The sequence below is a fragment of the Microbacterium halotolerans genome (assembly GCF_003569805.1).
Classification (GTDB): Bacteria; Actinomycetota; Actinomycetes; order Actinomycetales; family Microbacteriaceae; genus Microbacterium; species Microbacterium halotolerans.
In genome coordinates this window covers 414,780-437,263 of sequence record NZ_KZ984052.1, presented here as the reverse complement: position 1 = coordinate 437,263, position 22,484 = coordinate 414,780, and the positions used below count along the sequence as shown (strand labels likewise).

20 protein-coding genes and 2 tRNA genes are annotated in these 22,484 nt (G+C 67.2%); 10 read left to right on the top strand and 12 right to left on the bottom strand.

Annotation, left to right across the window (positions count from 1 at the left end):
• Positions 1-97 precede the first annotated feature (97 nt).
• From aceE to DZG09_RS11290, 6 genes are all read left to right on the top strand, one after another.
• Positions 98-2,827, top strand: a complete 2,730-nt coding sequence (aceE, locus tag DZG09_RS11315; RefSeq protein WP_119697819.1) for a pyruvate dehydrogenase (acetyl-transferring), homodimeric type — start codon at positions 98-100, stop codon at positions 2,825-2,827.
• On the top strand, positions 2,820-4,058 hold the full coding sequence (locus DZG09_RS11310; RefSeq protein ID WP_240423964.1) for a PucR family transcriptional regulator: 1,239 nt from the start codon (positions 2,820-2,822) through the stop codon (positions 4,056-4,058). Before aceE ends, DZG09_RS11310 begins: the two co-directional genes overlap by 8 nt.
• Positions 4,059-4,170: 112 nt before the next feature.
• Positions 4,171-5,082, top strand: coding sequence for an ACP S-malonyltransferase (locus DZG09_RS11305; RefSeq protein WP_119697818.1), 912 nt, complete (start codon positions 4,171-4,173; stop codon positions 5,080-5,082).
• Positions 5,083-5,097: 15 nt separating this feature from the next.
• On the top strand, positions 5,098-6,099 hold the full coding sequence (locus DZG09_RS11300) for a beta-ketoacyl-ACP synthase III (protein ID WP_119697817.1): 1,002 nt from the start codon (positions 5,098-5,100) through the stop codon (positions 6,097-6,099).
• A gap of 72 nt (positions 6,100-6,171) precedes the next feature.
• Positions 6,172-6,417, top strand: a complete 246-nt coding sequence (locus tag DZG09_RS11295) for an acyl carrier protein (RefSeq protein WP_119697816.1) — start codon at positions 6,172-6,174, stop codon at positions 6,415-6,417.
• 82 nt (positions 6,418-6,499) lie between these two features.
• The gene (locus DZG09_RS11290; protein WP_119697815.1) at positions 6,500-7,741 is read left to right on the top strand and encodes a beta-ketoacyl-[acyl-carrier-protein] synthase family protein; all 1,242 of its coding nucleotides are present in this window, start codon (positions 6,500-6,502) and stop codon (positions 7,739-7,741) included.
• 101 nt (positions 7,742-7,842) lie between these two features.
• On the opposite strand, the gene DZG09_RS11285 is transcribed toward DZG09_RS11290, so the two are convergent.
• The 4 genes from DZG09_RS11285 to DZG09_RS11265 form a co-directional block, all read right to left on the bottom strand.
• Positions 7,843-8,346 carry a DUF3145 domain-containing protein gene (locus DZG09_RS11285; RefSeq protein WP_119697814.1) on the bottom strand — a complete coding sequence of 168 codons (504 nt, stop codon included), beginning with the start codon at positions 8,344-8,346 and terminating at the stop codon, positions 7,843-7,845.
• A 370-nt stretch (positions 8,347-8,716) separates the two neighbouring features.
• Positions 8,717-9,127 carry a hypothetical protein gene (locus DZG09_RS11280; RefSeq protein ID WP_162893289.1) on the bottom strand — a complete coding sequence of 137 codons (411 nt, stop codon included), beginning with the start codon at positions 9,125-9,127 and terminating at the stop codon, positions 8,717-8,719.
• A 380-nt stretch (positions 9,128-9,507) separates the two neighbouring features.
• A tRNA-Ile gene (locus tag DZG09_RS11270) sits at positions 9,508-9,582 on the bottom strand.
• Positions 9,583-9,597: 15 nt separating this feature from the next.
• Positions 9,598-10,830, bottom strand: a complete 1,233-nt coding sequence (locus DZG09_RS11265) for a DMT family transporter (RefSeq protein WP_205529164.1) — start codon at positions 10,828-10,830, stop codon at positions 9,598-9,600.
• 153 nt (positions 10,831-10,983) lie between these two features.
• Between DZG09_RS11265 and def the strand changes: the two genes are divergently transcribed.
• Complete coding sequence (def, locus tag DZG09_RS11260) at positions 10,984-11,550, top strand: peptide deformylase (RefSeq protein WP_119697811.1); 567 nt, start codon at positions 10,984-10,986, stop codon at positions 11,548-11,550.
• 77 nt (positions 11,551-11,627) lie between these two features.
• On the opposite strand, the gene DZG09_RS11255 is transcribed toward def, so the two are convergent.
• Positions 11,628-11,810: an antitoxin gene (locus tag DZG09_RS11255; protein ID WP_240423962.1), complete on the bottom strand. Its 183-nt coding sequence runs from the start codon at positions 11,808-11,810 to the stop codon at positions 11,628-11,630.
• Between the two features lie 147 nt (positions 11,811-11,957).
• Between DZG09_RS11255 and DZG09_RS11250 the strand changes: the two genes are divergently transcribed.
• Both DZG09_RS11250 and DZG09_RS11245 read left to right on the top strand, forming a co-directional pair.
• Positions 11,958-12,740, top strand: a complete 783-nt coding sequence (locus DZG09_RS11250) for an ATP-binding cassette domain-containing protein (RefSeq protein WP_119697810.1) — start codon at positions 11,958-11,960, stop codon at positions 12,738-12,740.
• A 94-nt stretch (positions 12,741-12,834) separates the two neighbouring features.
• Positions 12,835-12,906 (top strand) — tRNA-Asn (locus tag DZG09_RS11245).
• 47 nt (positions 12,907-12,953) lie between these two features.
• On the opposite strand, the gene dnaG is transcribed toward DZG09_RS11245, so the two are convergent.
• The 3 genes from dnaG to dusB are packed head-to-tail and all read right to left on the bottom strand — an operon-like array spanning position 12,954 to position 17,340.
• On the bottom strand, positions 12,954-14,822 hold the full coding sequence (gene dnaG, locus DZG09_RS11240; protein ID WP_119697809.1) for a DNA primase: 1,869 nt from the start codon (positions 14,820-14,822) through the stop codon (positions 12,954-12,956).
• A gap of 3 nt (positions 14,823-14,825) precedes the next feature.
• Positions 14,826-16,166, bottom strand: coding sequence for a deoxyguanosinetriphosphate triphosphohydrolase (locus DZG09_RS11235; protein WP_119697808.1), 1,341 nt, complete (start codon positions 16,164-16,166; stop codon positions 14,826-14,828).
• Positions 16,156-17,340 carry a tRNA dihydrouridine synthase DusB gene (dusB, locus tag DZG09_RS11230; protein ID WP_119697807.1) on the bottom strand — a complete coding sequence of 395 codons (1,185 nt, stop codon included), beginning with the start codon at positions 17,338-17,340 and terminating at the stop codon, positions 16,156-16,158. The genes DZG09_RS11235 and dusB overlap by 11 nt, the downstream gene beginning before the upstream one ends.
• 121 nt (positions 17,341-17,461) lie before the next feature.
• On the opposite strand from dusB, the gene DZG09_RS11225 reads away from it, so the two are divergent.
• Positions 17,462-17,959 (top strand): glutathione peroxidase, encoded by a 498-nt coding sequence (locus tag DZG09_RS11225; RefSeq protein ID WP_119697806.1) that lies wholly within the window; start codon positions 17,462-17,464, stop codon positions 17,957-17,959.
• Between the two features lie 52 nt (positions 17,960-18,011).
• Here the strand turns inward: DZG09_RS11225 and DZG09_RS11220 are convergent, their stop codons facing one another.
• From DZG09_RS11220 to leuA, 4 genes are all read right to left on the bottom strand, one after another.
• Positions 18,012-18,938: an alpha/beta hydrolase gene (locus DZG09_RS11220; protein ID WP_119697805.1), complete on the bottom strand. Its 927-nt coding sequence runs from the start codon at positions 18,936-18,938 to the stop codon at positions 18,012-18,014.
• Between the two features lie 114 nt (positions 18,939-19,052).
• The gene (locus DZG09_RS11215) at positions 19,053-19,853 is read right to left on the bottom strand and encodes an isoprenyl transferase (protein WP_119697804.1); all 801 of its coding nucleotides are present in this window, start codon (positions 19,851-19,853) and stop codon (positions 19,053-19,055) included.
• A complete protein-coding gene (gene recO, locus DZG09_RS11210; protein ID WP_119697803.1) occupies positions 19,850-20,587 on the bottom strand; it encodes a DNA repair protein RecO in 738 nt (245 codons plus the stop codon). Before recO ends, DZG09_RS11215 begins: the two co-directional genes overlap by 4 nt.
• An 86-nt stretch (positions 20,588-20,673) precedes the next feature.
• On the bottom strand, positions 20,674-22,425 hold the full coding sequence (gene leuA / locus DZG09_RS11205; protein WP_119697802.1) for a 2-isopropylmalate synthase: 1,752 nt from the start codon (positions 22,423-22,425) through the stop codon (positions 20,674-20,676).
• Positions 22,426-22,484: the final 59 nt, after the last annotated feature.

Here is a 22,484-nt window from a genome sequence, read left to right as displayed (position 1 = left end):
TGGATGCGACAGCGTGCGGGCTCGTCCGGATCGGACCTTCCGCACGCCCCGGTATTGCTCCGCGGCATGAACTGCCGCAACGACGAAAGGTCACCCGGTGGCTGTTCACGATCAGGATCCGTACTCGCAGGGGCCGCAGGACAGCGATCCCGAAGAGACCAGCGAGTGGCAGCAGTCGCTCGACGAACTCGTCGCGGCCAAGGGCACACAGCGCGCTCGCGAGATCATGCTGAGCCTGTTGAAGCGTTCGAAGGAGAAGCGCCTCAACGTGCCGATGGTTCCGACCACGGACTACGTCAACACGATCTCGGCTGAGGATGAGCCCGAGTTCCCCGGCGATGAGAGCCTCGAGCGCCGCTATCGCCACTGGCTGCGCTGGAACGCCGCTATCACGGTGCACCGCGCGCAGCGTCCCGGTGTCGGCGTCGGCGGCCACATCTCGAGCTACGCTTCGGCCGCCTCGCTGTACGAAGTCGGGCACAACCACTTCTTCCGAGGCCTCGACCACTCCGTCGGCGGCGACCAGATCTTCTATCAGGGCCATGCCTCCCCCGGCATGTACGCCCGCGCATTCCTCGAGGGCCGTCTCACCGAGACGCAGCTCGACGGTTTCCGTCAGGAGAAGTCCGCCGCACCGCACGGACTTCCCTCCTATCCGCACCCGCGCATGCTGCCCGACTTCTGGCAGTTCCCGACCGTGTCGATGGGTCTCGGACCGATCAACGCGATCTACCAGTCGATGACGAACAAGTACCTCGCCAATCGCGGCATCAAGGACGTCGCGGATTCGCACGTGTGGGCGTTCCTCGGCGACGGCGAGATGGACGAGGTCGAGTCGCGCGGGCAGCTCCAGGTGGCGGCGAACGAGGGCCTCGACAACCTCACCTTCGTGATCAACTGCAACCTGCAGCGCCTCGACGGTCCGGTGCGGGGCAACGGCAAGATCATCCAGGAGCTGGAGAGCTTCTTCCGCGGCGCCGGGTGGAACGTCATCAAGCTCGTCTGGGGCCGCGGCTGGGACGACCTGTTCGCGCGGGACACGTCGGGCGCACTGCTGAACCTGATGAACACGACGCCCGACGGTGACTTCCAGACGTACAAGGCCGAGGACGGCAAGTTCGTCCGCGACAACTTCTTCGGCCGCGACCCTCGCGCGCTCGAGCTCGTCAAGGACTACTCCGACGACGACATCTGGGCGCTGCAGCGCGGCGGTCACGACTACCGCAAGGTGTACGCGGCGTACAAGGCCGCGATGGAGCACAAGGGGCAGCCGACGGTCATCCTCGCCAAGACGGTGAAGGGCTACGGGCTCGGGCCGCACTTCGAGGGCCGCAATGCGACGCACCAGATGAAGAAGATGACGCTCGACGACCTCAAGCTGTTCCGCGACACGATGGACATCCCCATCACCGACGCGCAGCTCGAGGAGGATCCGTACCGTCCGCCGTACTATCACCCAGGTGAGTCGGACGAGACGATCAAGTACATGATCGACCGTCGTCGGCAGCTGGGCGGCTTCCTGCCCGAGCGTCGCGTCACCAACGTGCCGCTGAGCCTTCCGGAGGAGAAGGCATACGGGATGCCGAAGAAGGGTTCGGGCACGCAGGAGGTCGCCACGACGATGGCCTTCGTCCGGATGCTCAAGGACATCATGAAGACGAAGGGCTTCGGCGAGCGGATCGTTCCGATCATTCCGGATGAGGCGCGCACGTTCGGCATGGACTCGTACTTCCCGACGGCGAAGATCTACAACCCGCACGGGCAGAACTACACGTCGGTCGACCGTGAGCTGCTCCTCGCCTACAAGGAGAGCCCGCAGGGCCAGATGATCCACGTCGGCATCAACGAGGCCGGCGCGACCGCGGCGCTCACGGCGGCGGGCACGTCCTACTCGACGCACGGTGAGACGCTGATCCCCGTCTACATCTTCTACTCGATGTTCGGCTTCCAGCGGACCGGCGACGCGTTCTGGGCCGCCGGCGACCAGATGGCGAAGGGCTTCGTCATCGGCGCGACCGCAGGGCGGACGACGCTGACGGGTGAGGGCACCCAGCACATGGACGGCCACTCGCACCTGCTCGCGTCCACGAACCCGGCGGTCGTCTCCTACGACCCCGCCTACGGCTACGAGGTCTCCCACATCGTGCAGTCCGGCATCGAGCGGATGTACGGCGGCGAGCACGCCGACCCGCACGTGATGTACTACCTGACGGTGTACAACGAGCCGATGGTCCAGCCGGCCGAGCCGGAGGGCGTCGACGTCGAGGGGATCGTGAAGGGTCTCCATCGCGTGTCGGTCGGCGAGGGCACGGGCGAGAAGGTGCAGCTGCTCGCCTCAGGAGTCGGCGTGCCCTGGGCGCTCGAGGCCCAGAAGCTCCTCAGCGACGACTGGGGCGTCACCGCCGACGTATGGTCGGTGACCAGCTGGACCGAGCTGCGCCGCGACGGTCTCGACGCCGACGAGCACAACATGCTCCATCCGGACGAGACCCCGCGCACCGCCTACGTCACGGAGAAGCTCGCGCACGCCGAAGGTCAGCCCTTCGTCGCGACGAGCGACTACATGCACGCCGTGCAGGACCAGATCCGGGCGTGGGTCCCCGGTCCGTACGGCACCCTCGGGGCGGACGGCTTCGGCTTCAGCGACACCCGTCAGGCCGCGCGCCGATTCTTCACCATCGACGGGCCGTCGATGGTCGTGAAGGCGCTGCAGATGCTGGCGGAGCAGGGCAAGGTCGACGAGGGCGTCGTGGCGCAGGCGATCGAGAAGTACCGCCTGCTCGACGTCAACGCCGGAACCTCCGGCAACGCGGGCGGGGATGCCTGAGCAGGCCCCGCACGGCGGCGGGACCGTCGGGATGGACAAGGCGGCCACACTCTCGTGGCTGCGTCGCATATCCGGCGATCTCGCCACCGCCACCACGAAGCGGCTCGAGGAGCAGCTCCCGTGGTTCGTCGACATGCCCGCCTCGCGTCGCTCCGCTGTGGGGCTGGTCGCGCAGGCGGGCATCTCGTCGTTCATCCAGTGGTACGACGACCCGACCTCGACGCCGTCGGTCGCAGCCGACATCTTCGCTGCGGCACCGCGGGAGCTGCTGCGCAGCGTCAGCCTGCAGCAGACGCTGCAGCTGGTCCGTCTGACAGTCGAGGTCGTCGAAGAGCGCGTGGCGAGCAAGAGCGAGGAGCTGCGCGAGGCGATGCTGCTGTACTCGCGCGAAGTCGCGTTCACTGCAGCAGACGTGTACGCACGTGCAGCGGAATCGCGCGGTCTGTGGGATGCGAGGCTCGAAGCACTCGTCGTCGACTCGATCCTCACGGGCGAGAGCGACGAGGAGCTCCCCAGTCGCATTGCGGCGCTCGGCTGGCACGGTCACGGCGAGTCCTGCGTGCTGGTCGGCACGGTATCGCGCGGGTTCGACGTCGACCAGGTCCGCCGATCAGCGCGAAAGCTCGGCGTCGATGTGCTGATCGGGGTGCAGGGATCCCGGCTCGTGCTGGTGCTCGGCCGTGCGCACGCCGGCCCTCGGCAGGAGGAGAAGACGGAGTTGCCGTTCTCGCAGATCGCGCTCGGGCTCGAGCCGTACTTCGGTGAGGGGCACCTCGTCCTCGGACCGACCGTCGATGCGCTCGTGGACGCGAGCCTCAGCGCCCGCGCCGCGCTGGCCGGATTCGCCGTGGCACGGGCGTGGCGGAAAGCCCCTCGTCCCGTCGAAGCCGACGATCTGCTGCCGGAACGCGCGCTCGCGGGTGACCCGCTCGCCAAGCGCACCCTGGTCGAGCGCGTGTACCAGCCGCTCGCGGACCACTCGACGGATCTCGTGACCACGCTGTGGGCCTACCTCGACAACGGCCGCTCCCTCGAAGCCACCGCTCGTGAGCTGTTCGTGCATCCGAACACCGTGCGCTACCGGCTCAAGAAGGTGGGTGACGTGATCGGATGGGACGCGCAGGGCGCGCGCGAGGCACTCATCCTGCAGACCTCGCTCATCCTGGGCTCCATGGGTTCGGGCGATGCCTTCGCCCGGCGTCGTGCAGGCTCGCCGCGTCGTGCTCGATAGCCCGCATATGCGGCCGAAGGCAGGCGCGACTGTGAGACATGCACAACGGAACATCCGATTGTTGTCCGAGAGCCTCCACAGGGTTGCGCCTCCGTCTTGGCAGACTTGACGGGTGATTGTTGTCGCATGCCCTGGACAGGGCTCCCAGACGCCCGGATTCCTCGCTCCATGGCTCGAGCTGGATGGCGCGCGCGAGAGCATCGCCGCCTTCGGCGAGGCCTCAGGCGTTGATCTGCTCGCGGCAGGCACGGAGTGGGACGCGGACCAGATCCGCGACACCCGCGTCGCGCAGCCGCTGATCGTGGCGGCGAGCCTGCTGTCATGGAACGCGCTGACCGCCGATGCCACTCCCCCTGCGGGAGTCGCCGGCCATTCGGTCGGTGAGCTCGCCGCGCTCGGTGCGACCGGCGTGATCTCTCAGGACGACGCCGTGCGCATCGTCGGAACGCGCGGTCGGGCGATGGCAGATGCCGCGGCACGGGTCGAGACAGGAATGAGCGCCGTTGTGGGCGGTGTCGAGGAGCAGGTGCTTCAAGCGATCGCGGAGAACGACCTGGAACCCGCCAACTTCAACGGCGGTGGTCAGATCGTCGCCGCCGGCGCGAAGGAGAACCTCGTCTCCCTCGGTGAGAACGCCCCGCGCGGCGCGCGCGTCGTCCCGCTGCAGGTGGCCGGTGCCTTCCACACGCGCTACATGGCCTCCGCGCGCGAGGAGCTGCGCTCTGCGGTCGACTCCGTCGCGGACGTGAATGACCCGTCGATCACCCTGTGGAGCAACAGCGATGGCAAGCCGGTCGACACGGGAGCGCGCGCGCTCGACCTGATCGTGCACCAGATCTCGAACCCGGTGCGCTGGGACCTCACCATGGCCGAATTCGTCGAACGCGGCATCACGGGCATCATCGAGCTCGCACCCGCAGGCGCGCTCGTCGGCCTCGCCAAGCGCGGACTCCGCGGTGTGCCCAGCGTCGCGGTCAAGACCCCGGATGACCTCACCGCCGCACGTGAGCTTCTCGCCGCCTGAGCAGAAAGACCCAGAATGACTGCCACACTTACCGAAGCGACGGGCGCCGCCCACTCGCGCATCTACGCGATGGGTGCCGCACGAGGCGAGAACGCCGTGCCGAACTCCGACATCATCGAGCCGATCGACTCCAGCGACGAGTGGATTCAGAAGCGCACAGGTGTGATCACGCGTGTTCGTGCCGAAAAGGATACGTCGGCCGTCGATCTCGCCGTCGACGCCGCGACCGAGGCGATTCGGAAGTCGGGCGTCGACCCGACGGAGATCGATGCGGTGATCGTCGCGACGATCAGCAACCCGCAGCAGACCCCCTCCGTGTCGGCGGTCGTCGCCGACCGCATCGGGGCGACGCCGGCCGCCGCCTTCGACCTCAACGCCGCGTGCGCAGGATACTGCTACGGGATCGCGCAGGCCGACGCCCTCATCCGGTCAGGCGGGGCCCGGTTCGTGGTCGTCATCGGGGCCGAGAAGCTCAGTGACGTCATCGACCCGACCGATCGCAGTATCTCGTTCCTGCTGGGCGACGGCGCAGGCGCCGCCGTTCTCGGCCCGAGCGACACACCCGGCGTCTCCAAGACGCAGTGGGGCTCTGACGGTTCGAAGGCTGACCTCGTCGGCATGAACGCGACGCTGACGCAGTTCCGCGACGGCGAGGCGGAGTGGCCGACGCTGCGCCAAGAGGGGCCGTCCGTCTTCCGCTGGGCTGTGTGGGACATGGTCAAGGTGGCCCAGCAGACGCTCGACGACGCAGGTGTGAAGGCCGAGGATCTTTCGGCCTTCGTCCCGCACCAGGCCAACATGCGCATCGTGAGCGAGTTCGCGAAGCAGCTCGGCCTGCCCGACACGGTCGCGATTGCGGATGACATCACGACGACGGGAAACACCTCCGCCGCGTCGATTCCACTCGCCACGCACCGGCTGCTCGAGGAGCGGCCGGAGCTCAGCGGCGGACTCGCACTGCAGATCGGCTTCGGCGCCGGCCTTGTTTTCGCCGCGCAGGTGGTCGTGCTCCCCTGATCGAGCACGATCACTCATAGAATTGATCCCGGTTCTGAGACCCGAATAATCCCTTCGACTAAGGAGAAACCCATGGCATTCACGAACGACGAGGTCCTCGAGGGCCTTGCTGAGCTGATCACCGACGAGACCGGCATCGACGCATCGGAGGTGGCGCTCGAGAAGTCGTTCACCGACGACCTCGACATCGACTCGATCTCGATGATGACGATCGTCGTCAACGCGGAGGAGAAGTTCGGCGTGACCATTCCGGACGATGAGGTGAAGAACCTCAAGACCGTCAAGAACGCGGTCGACTACATCACCAGCAACCAGTGATGGTGCGTGGTGCCGTACCTACGGCGTACGGCACCACGTCACTCTCCCGAGCAACATTCAAGCCCGGATCAAGGAACCAACCATGACCAAGCGCATCGTCGTCACCGGAATCGGAGCCACCTCGGCGCTCGGCGGCACCGTTCAGGACAACTGGAAGAACCTGCTCGCAGGAAAGCCAGGAGCGCACACACTGCCTCACGAGTGGATCGAGCAGTATCAGATTCCGGTGACGTTCGCCGCCGAGGCGTCCGTTCGCCCGTCGGAAGTGCTGCCTCGCCACGAGGCGAAGCGTCTCGATCCGTCCACGCAGTTCGCCCTCATCGCTGCCCGCGAGGCGTGGGAGGACGCCGGTGCTCCCGACGTCGCCCCCGAGCGGCTCGGCGTGGACTGGGCGACGGGCATCGGCGGCGTGTGGACGCTGCTGGATGCCTGGGACACTCTGCGTGAGAAGGGTCCGAGGCGTGTGATGCCCCTCACTGTTCCGATGCTCATGCCCAACGCGGGCGCGGGCAACCTGTCGCTGCAGTTCGGGGCGAAGGCCTTCGCCCGTACTGTGGTCAGCGCCTGCGCCTCCAGCACGGAGTCGATCGGGAACGCATACGAGCACCTGCAGGACGGCCTCGCCGACGTCGTGATCGCCGGTGGTGCGGAGTCCGCGATCCATCCGATCACGATGGCCTCGTTCGCCTCCGCCCAGGCGCTGTCGCGCCGCAACGACGATCCGGAGGGCGCATCGCGTCCCGGCGCGATCGACCGCGACGGTTTCGTGATGGGTGAGGGCGGCGCCGCGCTCGTCCTCGAGACGGAGGAGCACGCCAAGGCGCGCGGTGCCAAGATCTACGCTTATCTCGTAGGCGGAGGCGTGACGGCGGACTCCTACCACATCACGGGCAACGACCCTGAGGGTGCGGGCGCAGCCCGTGCCGTGGAGCAGGCGCTGGCGCAAGCCGGTGCGGCGCCGGACGATGTGACCCATATCAACGCCCATGCCACGTCGACCCCGGTCGGAGACCCGAACGAGTACGTGGCGCTGAGGAGCGTGTTCGGCGACAGGGTCGATGACATCCCGGTGTCGGCGACCAAGGCGTCGACGGGTCATCTGCTGGGCGGAACCGGTGCGCTGGAGGCCGCGTTCACCGTGCTGGCGCTGCGTGACCGCGTGGCCCCGCCGACGATCAACATGACGGAACAGGATCCGGCCGTGCCGTTCAAGCTGTCGGGCGAGTCACAACCGCTCGGCGACGGGCCGCAGCTCGCGATCAGCAATTCGTTCGGCTTCGGCGGCCACAACGCCGTCGTCGCCTTCGCGAGCTACGACGACTGACAGCCGACGACGACGTACTGCGGCCGCCCAGGATCCTTCGACCGGGCGGCCGCAAGTCTTTATGCCCGCGCACGGAGCACAGATGACTGCCTGAGGGTCGGTCAGCCGACCTTGTGGAGCCAGACCACGGCGGCATCGTCAGAGGCGTGCCGGAAGGGCTCGAGCTCGTCGTCCCACGCGGAGCCCAGCGCGATGTCGAGCTCGCGCTGCAGCTCGAACGCATCGCCGGAGGCGACCTCCATGGCGTAGCGCACGCGGTCCTCCGGGATCACGACATTGCCGGCAGTGTCCATCTGGGAGTAGTGGATGCCGAGATCGGGGGTGTGCATCCAGCGGCCGCCGTCGCTGCGGGGCGTCGGATCCTCCGTCACTTCGAACCGCAGATGCTCCCAGCCGCGAATCGCGGTCGCCAGAGCGGCGCCGGTTCCCGCGGGGGCCTCCCAGTAGAACTCGGCGCGCCGAGCGCCGGGCATAACCGACTGCTCCGCCCACTCGAAGTTCACGGCCCGGCCGAGCGAACGACCGACCGCCCACTCCAGGTGTGAGCAGAGCGCTTTCGGCGCGGAGTGGATGTAGATCACTCCGCGCGCATGTGGTGTCGCCATGATCTTCTCCGTTTTCGTCTGGTTCGTGTGTCAGGTGCGTCTTCCCCTACGACCTGTCATGAACCCGACCGGAGATCCGGCGGACTGCGTATTCGATTGCGGTTCGATTATCACACCTACGACCCCGAAATCACAAGCGTGTCCTTCGGGCGCGTCGCGGAAGTGCCGGAGTCCGAGGGCCGCTCCGGCGCCGGGGCGTTCCTGCGCCGCGGTGATCAGCACATCGACCTCCAGCCCGCCCCACGCTAGCGGCGCGGGCAAGCAACGACAGTGCCGATTCGTGACCAGTTAGATATGAGGCGCCTCGGGCCTCAGTCAACTTGGCCAAGCATGCGCGCGAGCTTCGAATCGCTTGTGAAGCACTTTGCGATCATCGGAGCCGGAGCTCGATCTCCTGGCCAGCGATCTCAGCGACGATGGTGATGGGGCTTTCAACGATCTCGGATGGCAAGTCGAAGACGTGAGTCGTCACCGCGGAGTCTGCAGTGCACTCTTCGTGTGCCGCTGCTTCGAAGGTGATCGTGATTTCGTCCGGTGGCTCGGTGGTAAGTGACCTAGCGACCACCGGGCAAGAGCTACTGCCGATGGTCACGACGCCGAATGAAGTACCACCATCGGCCCAACCGACCGTAGTCTCTGCAGCAAGCAAGTCCGGTTCCGGCCCTTCCCAGCCCTCCGGAAGGCCCTTCACAACCTGACCCACAGGTGGCGCGGACGGGCTGCATGCGACGAGACACAGCGTGCCAGCAAGCACAACGCACGCGGTGAAGACGGCTTTCATGCCTTCATCGTGACACAGCTGTGCGAAGCCCCACAGGCAGACCTGCACGAGGATTCTCACAAGGCAAACTGCTCGACCTCGTCGGTGACCCCGACGTCAACCGCGACAAGATCAAGCTCCGGTTGCGCAAGCTCCAGACAGAACGGGCCGGCTGATCTGCTGATGGCTCGGCGCGCCGTGGACCGCCAGTGCCGTGGCGACGGCCCTCTCCGCTTCTGAAAGTGGCATATCGTCTTCTGCGGCGTTGCTGGCTCGTCCCGCGCGGCGGACACGCCTTTGAGGACCATAGAACGACGACTTCGCTCGATCTGCGGTTTCCACGACGTTCATGATTCACTCCGACTTCCGCGGAATCATGCGGCAGAAGGAGGGTCAGACGGTGGGGCCGGTGGGACTTGAACCCACGGATCGTCGAGTTATGAGCTCGCTGCCTTGACCATCTTGGCTACGGCCCCGTTTCGGTTCACAGCTTACCGCGACGTGTCGTCGGTGCCACGCGGCGGCGGGGCGGTGTCACCGCGCTTCGGCGATCCGTCCTGCGGCGGGTTACGGCGCTCCAGCAGATCGTCGGGGTCGCGCAGTGCGCGCAGGTCGTCGAGCGGCGTCGACGGCGAGTGCGAAGAATCCGGATCGCGCGTGAGGGGCTGATCGCGGATGACCGCTGAATCCTGTTCGAACGGTTCACTGGACGCACGAGGCGCGCCTCGCTGCGCATCGGTGGCGGTGCGATCGAGGCGCGCGTCGCCGCCGCGCGCGATGTTCAGCTGCTGCGACTCACTGATCACCTGTGGATGGTGCCTGGCGAGCAGGAACACCCCGACGGCGGCGACTGCGCCCATCAGTATGAACACGACAACGGCCCACAACGGCGCGTGTGCAGTCTCTCCCAGCACCAGCGCACCGATGAGCACGGCGATGATCGGGTCGATCACGGTCAGACCGGCGATGACGAGGTCCGGCGGTCCCGACGAGTACGCGGTCTGCACGAAGTATCCGCCGACGACGGCGGCGGCGATCAGCGCGATCGCGCAGGTGATCGTCACCCAGCCGAAGTTCCCGCTCTGCACGCGGAGGATGATGATCTTCGCGAAGGTGGCGACGAAGCCGTAGAGCATGCCGCCGGCGGTGATGTAGAACAGCGCGGACAGCCGTTTCCGCAGCGCCAGCCACGCCGTTCCGAGGGCGATGGCCACCATGAGCAGGATCGCGAGTACCGTGAGCAGCTCGTAGTCGGTGACTGGTCGCTCGGTTGCGAACAGCGCTGCGATGATGACGAAGACGAAGATGCCGCCGACGCACAGGCCGATCGCGGTCATCGACCGTCTGGTCGGCATGTGGCCCGTCATCTGCGCATTCAGCAGGGTCGTGATCACGAGGGAGACCGCGCCGAGAGGCTGCACGACGACGAGCGGAGCGACGGAGAGCGCACTGAGCTGGCAGACGACGGCTACGCCCAACAACAGCGTGCCGACGATCCACGACGGGCGACGCAGCAGGCGCAGGAAGTGGGCCATGCCGAGGCCCTGCTCCCCCGTCGCGCCGGAGAGCCGCTCGACTTTGCGGACGCCGCGGCTCTGGTACTGGGCGCCGAGCGACATGAACACGGCACCGGCCAGCGCCAGCGGAATGCCGAGCAGCAGCCCAGGGTTCTGCAGAAACCCGACGAGCTGCTCGCCTGGGTCGCCGACTTCCATGCCCCACATCACGGAAACCGAGCCTAATGGGCCCTCCTGCGCAGATCGGTCCAGCACGCAGAGAACACCGGGATTACGGGGGTTCTCCCCCGCGACCGTGACCGGATCGAGACGATGCCACGCATGCACGGATCTCCGAATCGGCGCGTCTACGCTGGACGAATGGCAGTCCTTCCCATTCGCATCTGGGGCGATCCCGTGCTCCACGCACCCGCCGCCGAGGTCGCAGAGATCACCGACGAGATCCGCACTCTCGTCTCCGACATGTACGAGACCATGGACGCCGCTCCCGGTGTCGGGCTCGCCGCCCCCCAGGTGGGGGTCGCCCTGCGCATCTACGTGTATTCCTTCGAAGACGACGACGGCAGACCCTGGCGCGGGGAGATTCTGAACCCAGAGCTGCTCATGACGCCGCCGACCCCCGGTCACCCGGATGAGGACGAGGAGTCAGAAGGATGTCTGTCCTTCCCCGGTGAGAGGTTCCCGCTGCGCCGTTCCGATCGCGTGATCGTGACGGGCACCGACGTGCGCGGCGACTCGGTGCGCGTCGACGTCGACGGATGGCGCGCGCGCATCATGCAGCACGAGTTCGACCACCTCGACGGCATCATCTACATCGACCGCGTGTCCGACGGAGACTGGAAGACCGCGCAGAAGATCTCGAAGAAGCGCGGCTGGGGGAAGCCGGGACAGGCCTGGACGCCCGGCATCGACGACCTCGAGGGCTGACCCCCGGAGGGTGACAGGCAGAAAGAGTCCCTCGCTCGGAGACCGAGCGAGGGACCTGTTCGCGTCAAGTGCGAAGGTTACTCGTTGCCGATCTTGTCGTCAGCCGCATCGCGTGCGTCCTCGACCTTGTCGGCGAACTTGTCACCTGTGACCTTGTTTGCGAGGCCTTCAGCCCCATCGAGTACCTGGTCGCTGATCTCTTCTGCCTTGTCGGAGTTGAGAAAGTCCTTCGCCTTGCCAGCGATATCATCGCTTCCCACAGACAACCCCCTTGCTCTCGACGGTCGGCTCAACGGCCGCTTGCCGCTAGTCTGCAACGCCCGTGCCCGGATGTCCATAGCGACTTTCACACACCCCGACCAGGCGCTGACCACCACGGGATGCCCATCGTGGGGCAGGATGGAGGAATGCGCATCGAAGACCATCCGGACGCTGCGATCACGTGTCACGATCTCAGCGTCGGACGTGCGGGGCGAGGGCCGACGATCAGAGCCGTAGACGGCGTCTCATTCACCCTCGACTGGGCCGGGACGATGTGCATCAGCGGGCCGACGGGCTCCGGTAAGTCGAGTCTTGTCTCGGTGCTTGCAGGGGAACGAGACGACACCCGCAAGGTCGCGGGCGGTGAGGCCACCGTGTGCGGTGTGAACATCCGCAAGCCCGGTCGCGGGCACCGCGTTCTGACGTACCGCGCCGGATATCTGCCGCAGAGCGCTGGCGCGAACCTGCCCCCGCGACTCAACGTCGCCGAGATCATCGCCGAACCGATTCTCTCCCGCGATCGTCGCGCATCCGGACGCGCACTCGACCTGCGCATCGCGGCGCTGCTCGACGAGGTGCAGCTCCCCCTGGGCGCCACGGACCGTTTCCCCTACGAGCTCAGCGCCGGTATGCGGCAGCGTGTCGCGATCGCCCGCGCGCTCGTCCTCGACCCGCAGCTGTTCGTCGCCGACGAGCCGCTGGCGAATCTCGACCTCGAGGTGCGCCACACCGTCTTCGACGCCATCGTGAAGCGCCGCGCCGAGTGGAACATGGCGTCGCTGATCGTCAGCAACGACCCCTACCTGGCGCGCGAGCTGCGCGCCGACCGGATGCAGCTGCGCGGCGGACACGTCGTGGCGATCGGATCCAGCGATGACGTGCAGTGGACACCGGACGCCCAGGTCGATGGGACGCTCTCGATTTCGTGACGCGCCCGGGACGTGCCCGGAGTCGATTTCCCTCCGGATCGTTTGCTAAGCTGGACGAGTTGTCGCGATCGCGGCGGCGCGCTCCACGGAGTATTCCCCGGTAGCTCAATGGCAGAGCAATCGGCTGTTAACCGATAGGTTGTTGGTTCGAGTCCAACCCGGGGAGCAGACGGCCCTCACCCTTCCGGGTGGGGGCCTTTCTCGTGCAGCTTCTCAGTCATCACGGGTGAGGCGCGCCTTCTCCGCATCGAGGTCGCGCAGCTGCACGCGCAGCGCCCTGCCCTCCTCGGAATCGGCCGGCACGCGCTGGATTGCACCGAGAAGCTGATTCTTCTGCGCCAGGAGCGCTCCGATGATGAGCTGCCTGGCCAGGTCGTTTATCGAATTGACTGCGTGCTCTTCGTCGCGTGCGGGGAAGTCCCGCGCCAAGAGCTCGCCGGCCAGCGTCGCGTATGCAGGCGGCGCGCTCTCCACGACCGTCAGCGCCCATCCGGGCCTGCTCCGATCGGTGCCCTCCAGCGTGGCGCGCACGCCCTCCAGAGCCGGATGATGGAACGGCACGGCGAGCGCCCTGACGAACAGCTCCGGATCGACCCGGTGGCCGTACTGCAGGAATCCGGTGAGTGCGTCGCGCTCGCGCGCGTTCTGCGGTGTGGGCGGGAGCGAGCCGAGTGTCACCGCGGGGGCTGCCACCTGATGCTCCGACGCCTGATCCGCCCCGTAGGTGCGCTGCGGCTGGGACGCGCTGCGTCGCGCCTGGTGCGCGGCGCCCTCGACCTCGCGATGAACGTCGGCCGGGTCCATGCCGAGGCGCAGCGCGAGCACGCGCTCGTAGCCGGGACGCAGCAGCCGATCCCGGATCTCCGCGACGATCGGAGCGCCGGAACGCAGCGCGCCGACCCTGCCCTCGACAGTCGCGAGGTCGAACCCGGAGATCCGCCGGTCGATCATGAACTCGAACATCGGCTTCTTCTGCTCGACGAGGCCCTTCACGGCGCTGTCACCGCGCTGCAGGCGGAGGTCGCACGGGTCGAGGCCGTCCGGTGCCACGGCCACATACGACTGGGCGTTGAACCGCTTCTCCTCCGCGAACGCGCGCACGGCTGCCTTCTGGCCCGCCTCATCCGGATCGAAGGTGAAGATCACCTCACCGTTGGCCGAGTCGTCGCCCATCACGCGTCGCAGCACGGTGACGTGGTCCGGCCCGAATGCCGTACCGCACGTCGCGATCGCAGTGGTGACGCCCGCGAGGTGGCAAGCCATCACGTCGGTGTATCCCTCGACCACGACCACGCGCTTGGGTTCGCCGCGCGAGATGTCGCGTTTGGCCAGATCGAGCCCGTACAGCACCTGATTCTTCTTGTACACGGCGGTCTCGGGCGTATTCAGGTACTTCGGGCCCTTGTCGTCGTCGAAGAGCCGGCGCGCGCCGAACCCGATGGTCTGACCGGTGACGTCTCGTATGGGCCATACGACGCGCCCGCGGAATCGGTCGTAGACACCGCCTCGCTGATTCTGCGAGACCACGCCGGCGGCGATCATCTCGTCGCGTGTGAAACCCTGCTGGCCCAGCGCCTTCAGCATGTGATCCCACCCCTGAGGTGCGAAGCCGACGCCGAAGTGTGCGGCCGCGGCAGGATCGAAGCCCCGCTCCCCCAGGAACCGGCGCGCGATCTCGGCACCCGGCGAGCCGAGCTGCGAGCGGAAGTAGTCGGCAGCGGCCTTGTTCACCGCGAGCAGCCGTGACCTGGCGCTCGTCTCGGGTGCCGGGCCGCCGCCCTCCTCGTAGTGCAGGGGGAAGCCGATGCGCGCGGCAAGGCGCTCGACGGCCTCGGTGAACGACATGTGGTCCATCTCGCGCAGGAAGCTGTACACGTCGCCCGACTCGCCGCAACCGAAGCAGTGGTAGTAGCCGTGCTGCGGCCGCACGTGAAAGCTGGGCGATTTCTCGTCGTGGAACGGGCACAGTCCCTTCAACGATCCGATGCCTGCCGGCTTCAGCGCGACGCGGTCACCGATCACGTCGGCGATGTTCGTGCGCGACTTGACCTCTTCCACGTCGGCCTGTCGAATGCGAGGCACGGGCTACACCTCCGCCAGCTCGGAGGGGCGAGGAGCCCAGATGCCGACCTCCTCGGGGTCGATCGGGCCCACCAACCGGTTGTGCCACGAGAGGGCTGTCTGGTCGGTCAGACTGGCCACCTGGTCGACGATGACCCGCTTGCGCTCGGCATCGGTGGTCGCATCGGCGAAGTCGGCGGCGAACTCCGGATCGAGCTGGTCGGCGCCGGATGAGAACAGCGTGTCGGTCGACAGCAGCGTGTTCGCGAGACGCTCCAACACGCGGCGCTGCTCCTCGTAGATGCCGCGGCGAGTGTCGAGACTGGCGACCGTGGCGCCCATGATCCCCTTGAGCACGGCGATCTCCACCTCGATGTTGCGCGGCACGATGACGCTCGCACGGTAGCGCGTGAGCGACTCCTGCGGGTACGCCTCACGGGTGGCCTTCACGCTCTCGGTGGCGAAGCGCCCGATCAGGTCGCTGGTGAGATTCTTCAGCCGACCGATGTCCGAGCGCGAGCGGTCGAACCTTCTCAGCCACATCGGCTGATGGGTGAGGCGGTACAGGCCGTCTGCGAGCTCCTCACGTGAGAAGTCGTAGCCGACCCACTGCTGGATGCGCCCCACCATCGGGTGGTGCTCGACCGGGTCGTTGATGAGTCGGAGGTCGAGGTAGCCGTTGAGCAGGGCATCTTCGAAGTCGTGCACGGAGTACGCGATGTCGTCGCAGAGGTCCATCACCTCGGCCTCGATGCAGCGCTTGCGGTACGGGGCATCCTGCCGCATCCACGCGAATACGTCTTCGTCTTCGGGGTACACCCCGAACTTGAGGCGGCCGCCTGGATCGGGCACGGGATCCTCGACCGTCCACGGGTACTTGCAGACCGCGTCGAGCGAGGCGCGCGTGAGATTGAGGCCGTGGGATCGCCCGTCGCCGACGATCTTGGCCTCGAGACGGGTCAGAATGCGCAGGCTCTGAGCGTTGCCCTCGAAGCCTCCGATGTCGCTGGCCCAGTCGTTGAGGGCGCGTTCTCCGTTGTGCCCGAACGGCGGATGACCGAGGTCATGGCTGAGGCACGCGGTGTCGACGACATCGGCAGCGATGTCGAGCGAACTGCCGATCTCGCGCCCGACCTGCGCGACCTCGAGCGAGTGCGTCAGCCGGTTGCGCGCGAAATCCGCAGGGCTTGCGGGGCTCAGCACCTGGGTCTTCGCGGCCAATCGCCGAAGGCCCGCGGAGTGGAGCACTCTGGCGCGGTCGCGCGCGAAGCTGTCGCGCTGAGAACGATGCTGTTCCGGATGGAAGCGCTCTGCATCTTCGTCCGTGTATCCGGCAGGCCTCGTCCGGGTCAGCTCATCCCCCACTGGTGTCCAGCTCCGCTTCCTGAAGTTCGCTGGTCGCGTCTGCGGCCATCCCTCGCGAGTCTAGCCAGCCCTGGGGCAGCACGGGGCGCTTCGGCCGCCCCGAACGCCCGCGCTGGCCCTCTGCGGGCGCGCCGGGGTACGGCGCGTCGAGGTCGAGCTGCGAGATGAGCTCGTCGATGTGCGCAAGCGATGTCACCTGCGAGAACTGTCCGCGCAGGTCGCCGCCGATCGGGTACCCCTTGAAGTACCACGATGCGTGCTTGCGCACGTCGCGGCAGCCGCGGTCCTCGCTCTCGAAGAACTCGACCAGGAGCTCGGCGTGGCGCTTGAACGCCTGCGCGACGAACGCGAGCGTGGCATCGACGCTCGTGCCCTCCCCGCCGAACGCCAGTGCGAGATCGCCGAACAGCCACGGGCGACCGAGGCATCCTCTCCCGACGACGACACCGTCGCATCCGGTCGCCTCGACCATCCGGATGGCATCGTCCGCGCTCCAGATGTCGCCGTTGCCGAGCACGGGGATCGACGTGACCGCCTGCTTCAGCTCGGCGATGGCGGACCAGTCTGCGTGGCCCGAATAGAACTCGCCTGCGGTGCGAGCGTGCAGGGCGACGGCTTTCGCGCCGGCGTCCTCCGCGATGCGCCCGGCGTCGAGGAAGGTGAGGTGGTCGTCGTCGATGCCCTTGCGCATCTTGACCGTCACGGGAAGCTCGCCGGCGCCGTCGACTGCGGCTTCCACGATGTCGCGGAACAGGTCGAGCTTCCACGGCAGCGCCGCTCCCCCGCCCTTGCGGGTGACCTTGGGGACGGGGCAGCCGAAGTTGAGGTCGATGTGGTCGGCGTGGTTCTCCTCCGCGATGATGCGGGCCGCCTTGCCGGTGTACTCGGGGTCGACGCCGTAGAGCTGGATCGAACGCGGCGTCTCGGACTCGTGGTGCTGGATGAGACGCATCGTGACCGGGTTGCGCTCGACCAGTGCACGCGTCGTGATCATCTCGCTGACGTAGAGGCCCGCACCGTACTCGCGGCACAGGCGTCGGAACGCCGTATTGGTGATGCCTGCCATCGGAGCGAGGACGACGGGCACATCGATCGTGAGCGGGCCGATCTTCAGCGGTGCGCCAGTCGGGTTCGCCGAGCCCGCAGCTCGAGATTCGGTCAGCGCAGAGGTCATCCTTCCATTCTTCCAGAGTCGACGTGGGAGGCGACCGTGCTGTCCATGGGGGGGCGTTCCGTCCTCACCGGGTCCACAGCGCGCCGAGCCGAAGATGACTGGCGGGCGTAGGCTGGGCTGTATGAGCGAAGTACTCGATGTGCGCAGCATTCCCTTCGACACCGCGACGGGAGAGACGAAGACGCTCGGCGAGGTCTCCGACGGCCCCGTACTCATCGTGAACGTCGCGTCGAAGTGCGGTCTCACGCCGCAGTACGAGCAGCTGGAGCAGCTGCAGCGCACATACGGCGAGAAGGGACTCACCGTGCTGGGCTTCCCGTGCAACCAGTTCATGGGTCAGGAGCCGGGCTCGATCGAGGAGATCCTCGACTACTGCGCGACGACGTGGGGCGTGTCGTTCCCGGTCGCCGACAAGGTCAAGGTCAACGGCAGGAACGCGCATCCCCTCTACAAGGCGCTGAAGCAGACCGAAGACACCGAGGGCAAGGCAGGCCGCGTGACCTGGAACTTCGAGAAGTTCCTCGTCTCCCCCGACGGCGCCGTCACCCGGTTCCGCCCTCGCACGACCCCTGACGACCCCGCGGTGATCACTGCGATCGAGGGCGCGCTGCGCGAGTAGTGCTCCGCCTGACCGCAGCGACCGGGCACCCGTCAGCGCATTGCAGAGGCGGTCAGGCGCCTGGGCGCTCCCTGGCGGACAGCTCAGGCACATCGAGGGCGAACCGACGCTCGAGCCACGACGACGCCTGACGGAACCAGTCGGCCGCCCTGACATCCATGTCGCCGCGAGAACCGGCCGTCGCCTGCGTCGCCAGCGACAGGCCGTGGCGGCCCTCCTCGTACACGTGCAGCTCGTACGGCACGCCCACGTCAGCCAAGCGCGTCGCGAGGTACATGCTGTGCCGCGCCGGAACGAGGGTATCGCCCGCGGTGCCCCAGATGAAGGATGGAGGCGTGGTCGCGTCAGCCGTGCGCGCGGGGCTGGCCGCGACGAGTGCCTCCGGCGACGGTTCGGCGGTTCCGAGGTACGCGACCGCCGCCGCACCGCGCACGGCCCGTTCGATCTCACCGGCCTCGTGCATCCTCTCGGCGACGTCGATGTAGTCCGTGATCGCGTAGCCGGCGATGAGAGCCGCCGGGCGCAGGCCCTCGCCGACGGCATCGGTGATCACCGGCTTGTCCCAGTGGGTGGCGTACATGGCCGCATTGTGGCCGCCAGCGGAGAAACCGCACACCGCGATCCGGTCGACGTCGACGAGCCACTCCCCCGCCCGCGCGCGGATCTCGCGCATAGCGAGTCCCACGTCGACGAGCGGGTGCGGGAACTGCGAGCGCTCGCGCGGCTCGAGCGGCTGCGTCAGGTCGGCATCGCCGTACACCGAGTAGCGCAGCACGAACGCGTGATAGCCGAGCGAGGCGAACGCCATGGCGACCGGCTCCGCTTCGCGGTCGGAGCAGCTCAGGTAGCCGCCGCCCGGCAGGATGAGAACGGCGGGACGGGATGCACCGCCGAGCATCGCCGCCGAATCGTCGAGGACGTAGGTGGTCAGTGTGACGTCGCCGCGTCCCTCGCGGAGGGGGATCGTATCTGTTCTCATACCGCCTCACGCTACCGTGCACGATATCGGCGCACATACGAGTGCTGAGCGTCGATCCGCAGGACGACTGCTTCGAACCCGAAAGTGCTCGTCCCTGGTTTCGGCCTCATGTGCCTATCCGTCGCTCGGCGCATCGATCGCCCCGCCGAATCGACGATCGCGCGAGTGGAAGATCCGGATGGCCTCCCACAGGTTCTCGCGCGAAAAATCCGGCCACAGCGTGTCGAGGAAGACCATCTCGGCGTACGCCGCCTGCCAGAGCAGGAAGTTCGATGTGCGCTGTTCGCCGCTGGAGCGCACGAACAGGTCGACATCCGGCATGTCCGGGATGTAGGTGTGCCGCCGGAGCGCCTTCTCACTCACACCCGACGGCTTCATCCGGCCGGCCGCCACATCCTCGGCGATCCGCCTGACGGCATCGACGATCTCGTTGCGTCCGCCGTAGTTGACGCACATCGTCAGCGTGAGCACGTCGTTGCTGCGTGTGAGCTCCTCCGCGTATCGCAGCTCCTTGATGACGCTGCGCCACAGGCGAGGCTCGCGCCCCGCCCAGCGCACCCGCACGCCCCACTCGTTGAGCTGGTCGCGGCGCCGATGCAGCACATCGCGGTTGAAGCCCATCAGGAAGCGCACCTCATCGGGCGAGCGGCGCCAGTTCTCCGTTGAGAACGCGTACACGGACAGGTGCTTCACGCCTGCCTGGATGGCACCAGCGACGACGTCGAGCAGCACCTCCTCCCCCGCCTGGTGCCCCTCGATCCGGTTCAGACCACGTTTGTTGGCCCAACGACCGTTGCCGTCCATCACAACGGCGACGTGGTTCGGCACAGGCCCGGCGAAGGGCGTCGGATGCACGCCCGTCCAGTCGAGCGGACGGAACGCGACGGCGTCGCGGTGCGTGTAGGGCTTCGTCATCGTGTGCCTCCGCGGCGTCCCGTCTGGCTGAAGGCGCGGATGCCCCGCTCGAGATGGTGCTGCACGTACGCGTTCGCGAGACCGGATGCGCTGTGCAGATCTGCCTCGGGTGCGTCGTCGACCGTTCCCCAGTCTCCTGCGAGCAGCGCCCGCAGCATCACGAGGGACTTCTCCTGTGCCTTCGGGCTTCCTGCGGGTGCGCAGCTGCCGCAGACGCTGCCGCCCAGCTGTGCGACGAACGCGCTGTGCGGGCCGGGAGCGGCGCACCGTGCGCAGTCGTCGAGGGCGGGCGCCCATCCGGACAGCGCCATCGCCCGGAGGAGGTAGGACGTCTGGATCGCCGCGGGCGCGTGCTCGCCGCGCGAGAGCGAGCGCAGGGCGCCGACCAGCAGGTAGTACTGCTGCGCGCCGGACTCGGCTTCGGCGATGCGGTCAGCGGCCTCCGCCATCGCGCTGGCCGCGGTGTACCTGTCGTAGTCGTTCGCGATCGCGGCCCCGTAGGAGCCGATCGAGTCCGCCTGCTGCACGATGTCGAGGCTGCGTCCGGCGTAGAACTGCGCGTCCACGACCATGAAGGGCTCGAGCCGCGCACCGAACTTCGACGACGTGCGCCTGACCCCCTTCGCGACGGCACGGATCTTGCCGTGCTGCCGCGAGAGGAGCGTCACGATGCGGTCGGCCTCCCCCAGTTTGTGGGTGCGAAGCACGACCGCTTCGTCTCGATAGGTCGGCACCCTTCCAGCCTAATCCGCACCGGAACCGGGTCCCGCCGCTCAGGTGCGGCAAGTCGCCGCACCTGAGCGATTGTCGGCGCGGTTGCTCAGGCAGCGACGAGGTCGTCCTCGCGGGCCCGGATGGTGCGGTTGACCGCCGAGACGATCGCCTTCAGCGATGCCATCGAGATGTCGCCGTCGATGCCGACGCCCCACAGCCGCTGGTCATCGATCTGCAGGTCGACATAGGCCGCCGCCTGCGCATCGCCGGATGCCGACATCGCGTGCTCGACGTAGTCGTAGAGCGTGACCTCGCGCCCTGAGTCACGCAGCACCTCGAGGAAGGCCGCGATCGGCCCGTTGCCGGTTCCGGTGACAGTGCGCTGCTCCTCGCCGTCGCGCAGCGTCACCTCGAGGGTGACGTCGCTTCCCGAGCTGCGGGTGTCTGTGGAGATGATCTCGAATCGTCCCCAGCGCGCGTCTGAGGTGTCGGAAGGCAGGTACTCGTCCTGGAAGATGTGCCAGATCTGGTCGCTGGAGACTTCACCGCCGTCGCTGTCCGTGCGCGACTGCACCACGCCGGAGAACTCGATCTGCAGCTTGCGGGGCAGGTCGAGGTGGCGATCGGTCTTCAGCAGGTACGCGACGCCGCCCTTGCCCGACTGCGAGTTGACCCGGATGACCGCCTCGTACGAGCGACCCAGGTCCTTCGGGTCGACCGGCAGGTACGGCACGCCCCAGCTGATGTCGTCCACCGAGACGCCTGCGGCCTCGGCCCTGGCGTCCATCGACTCGAAGCCCTTCTTGATCGCGTCCTGATGCGATCCGCTGAACGCGGTGAAGACCAGGTCGCCGGCCCACGGGCTGCGTTCGTGCACGGGCAGCTGGTTGCAGTACTCGGCGGTGCGCTTGATCTGGTCGATGTCGCTGAAGTCGATCTGCGGGTCGATGCCCTGGGTGAACAGGTTCACGCCCAGCGCGACCAGGTCGACGTTGCCCGTGCGCTCGCCGTTGCCGAACAGGCATCCCTCGATGCGGTCGGCACCGGCCATGTAGCCCAGCTCCGATGCGGCGATCGCCGTGCCGCGGTCGTTGTGCGGATGCAGCGAGAGGATGACGTTCTCGCGATTGTCGAGGTGTCGACTCATCCACTCGATCGAGTCGGCGTACACGTTGGGCGTCGCCATCTCCACCGTGGCCGGCAGGTTGAGGATGATGTTGCGCTCCGGCGTCGGCTGCAGCACCGTCATCACCTGGTTGCAGATCTCGACGGCGAACTCGAGCTCGGTCCCGGTGTACGACTCGGGTGAGTACTCGTAGCAGACGATCGTCTCGGGGATCGTCGCCTCGTACTTCTTGCAGATACGCGCGCCCTCCAGCGCGATGTCGATGATGCCCTGCTTATCGGTGCGGAACACCACCTCGCGCTGCAGCACGCTGGTCGAGTTGTACAGGTGCACGATGGCCTGCTTCGCGCCGGCGATCGACTCGTATGTGCGGGCGATCAGATGCTCGCGGGCCTGCGTCAGCACCTGAATGGTCACGTCATCCGGAATGGCGCCCTCGTCGATCAGGCTGCGCACGAAATCGAAGTCCGTCTGGCTGGCCGAGGGGAACCCGACTTCGATCTCCTTGTAGCCCATTCCGACGAGCAGATCGAACATCACGCGCTTGCGCTGCGGATCCATCGGATCGATCAGTGCCTGGTTGCCGTCGCGCAGGTCGACGGCGCACCAACGAGGCGCCTTCTCGATGCGCTTGGACGGCCAGGTGCGGTCGGGCAGATCGACCGTGATCTGTTCGTGGAAGGGAACGTACTTGTGCACCGGCATCGCCGACGGCTTCTGATTGTTCTTCATGGTCTTCTTCTTTCGCGGCGGGTGTGTCGATATGGGCCCGCAGAAATCTCCGCGACGAG

Bases quoted from the DNA above. Each gene is read 5' to 3' on its own strand.
- DZG09_RS11265 (WP_205529164.1), bottom strand. From the start codon at position 10,830: ATGTGGGGCATGGAAGTCGGCGACCCAGGCGAGCAGCTCGTCGGGTTT.
- DZG09_RS11220 (WP_119697805.1), bottom strand. From the start codon at position 18,938: ATGAGAACAGATACGATCCCCCTCCGCGAGGGACGCGGCGACGTCACA.
- def (WP_119697811.1), top strand. From the start codon at position 10,984: ATGGCAGTCCTTCCCATTCGCATCTGGGGCGATCCCGTGCTCCACGCA.
- dusB (WP_119697807.1), bottom strand. From the start codon at position 17,340: ATGACCTCTGCGCTGACCGAATCTCGAGCTGCGGGCTCGGCGAACCCG.
- leuA (WP_119697802.1), bottom strand. From the start codon at position 22,425: ATGAAGAACAATCAGAAGCCGTCGGCGATGCCGGTGCACAAGTACGTT.
- DZG09_RS11290 (WP_119697815.1), top strand. From the start codon at position 6,500: ATGACCAAGCGCATCGTCGTCACCGGAATCGGAGCCACCTCGGCGCTC.
- DZG09_RS11295 (WP_119697816.1), top strand. From the start codon at position 6,172: ATGGCATTCACGAACGACGAGGTCCTCGAGGGCCTTGCTGAGCTGATC.
- DZG09_RS11280 (WP_162893289.1), bottom strand. From the start codon at position 9,127: ATGAAAGCCGTCTTCACCGCGTGCGTTGTGCTTGCTGGCACGCTGTGT.
- DZG09_RS11215 (WP_119697804.1), bottom strand. From the start codon at position 19,853: ATGACGAAGCCCTACACGCACCGCGACGCCGTCGCGTTCCGTCCGCTC.
- DZG09_RS11300 (WP_119697817.1), top strand. From the start codon at position 5,098: ATGACTGCCACACTTACCGAAGCGACGGGCGCCGCCCACTCGCGCATC.
- DZG09_RS11310 (WP_240423964.1), top strand. From the start codon at position 2,820: ATGCCTGAGCAGGCCCCGCACGGCGGCGGGACCGTCGGGATGGACAAG.
- DZG09_RS11250 (WP_119697810.1), top strand. From the start codon at position 11,958: ATGCGCATCGAAGACCATCCGGACGCTGCGATCACGTGTCACGATCTC.
- DZG09_RS11285 (WP_119697814.1), bottom strand. From the start codon at position 8,346: ATGGCGACACCACATGCGCGCGGAGTGATCTACATCCACTCCGCGCCG.
- DZG09_RS11225 (WP_119697806.1), top strand. From the start codon at position 17,462: ATGAGCGAAGTACTCGATGTGCGCAGCATTCCCTTCGACACCGCGACG.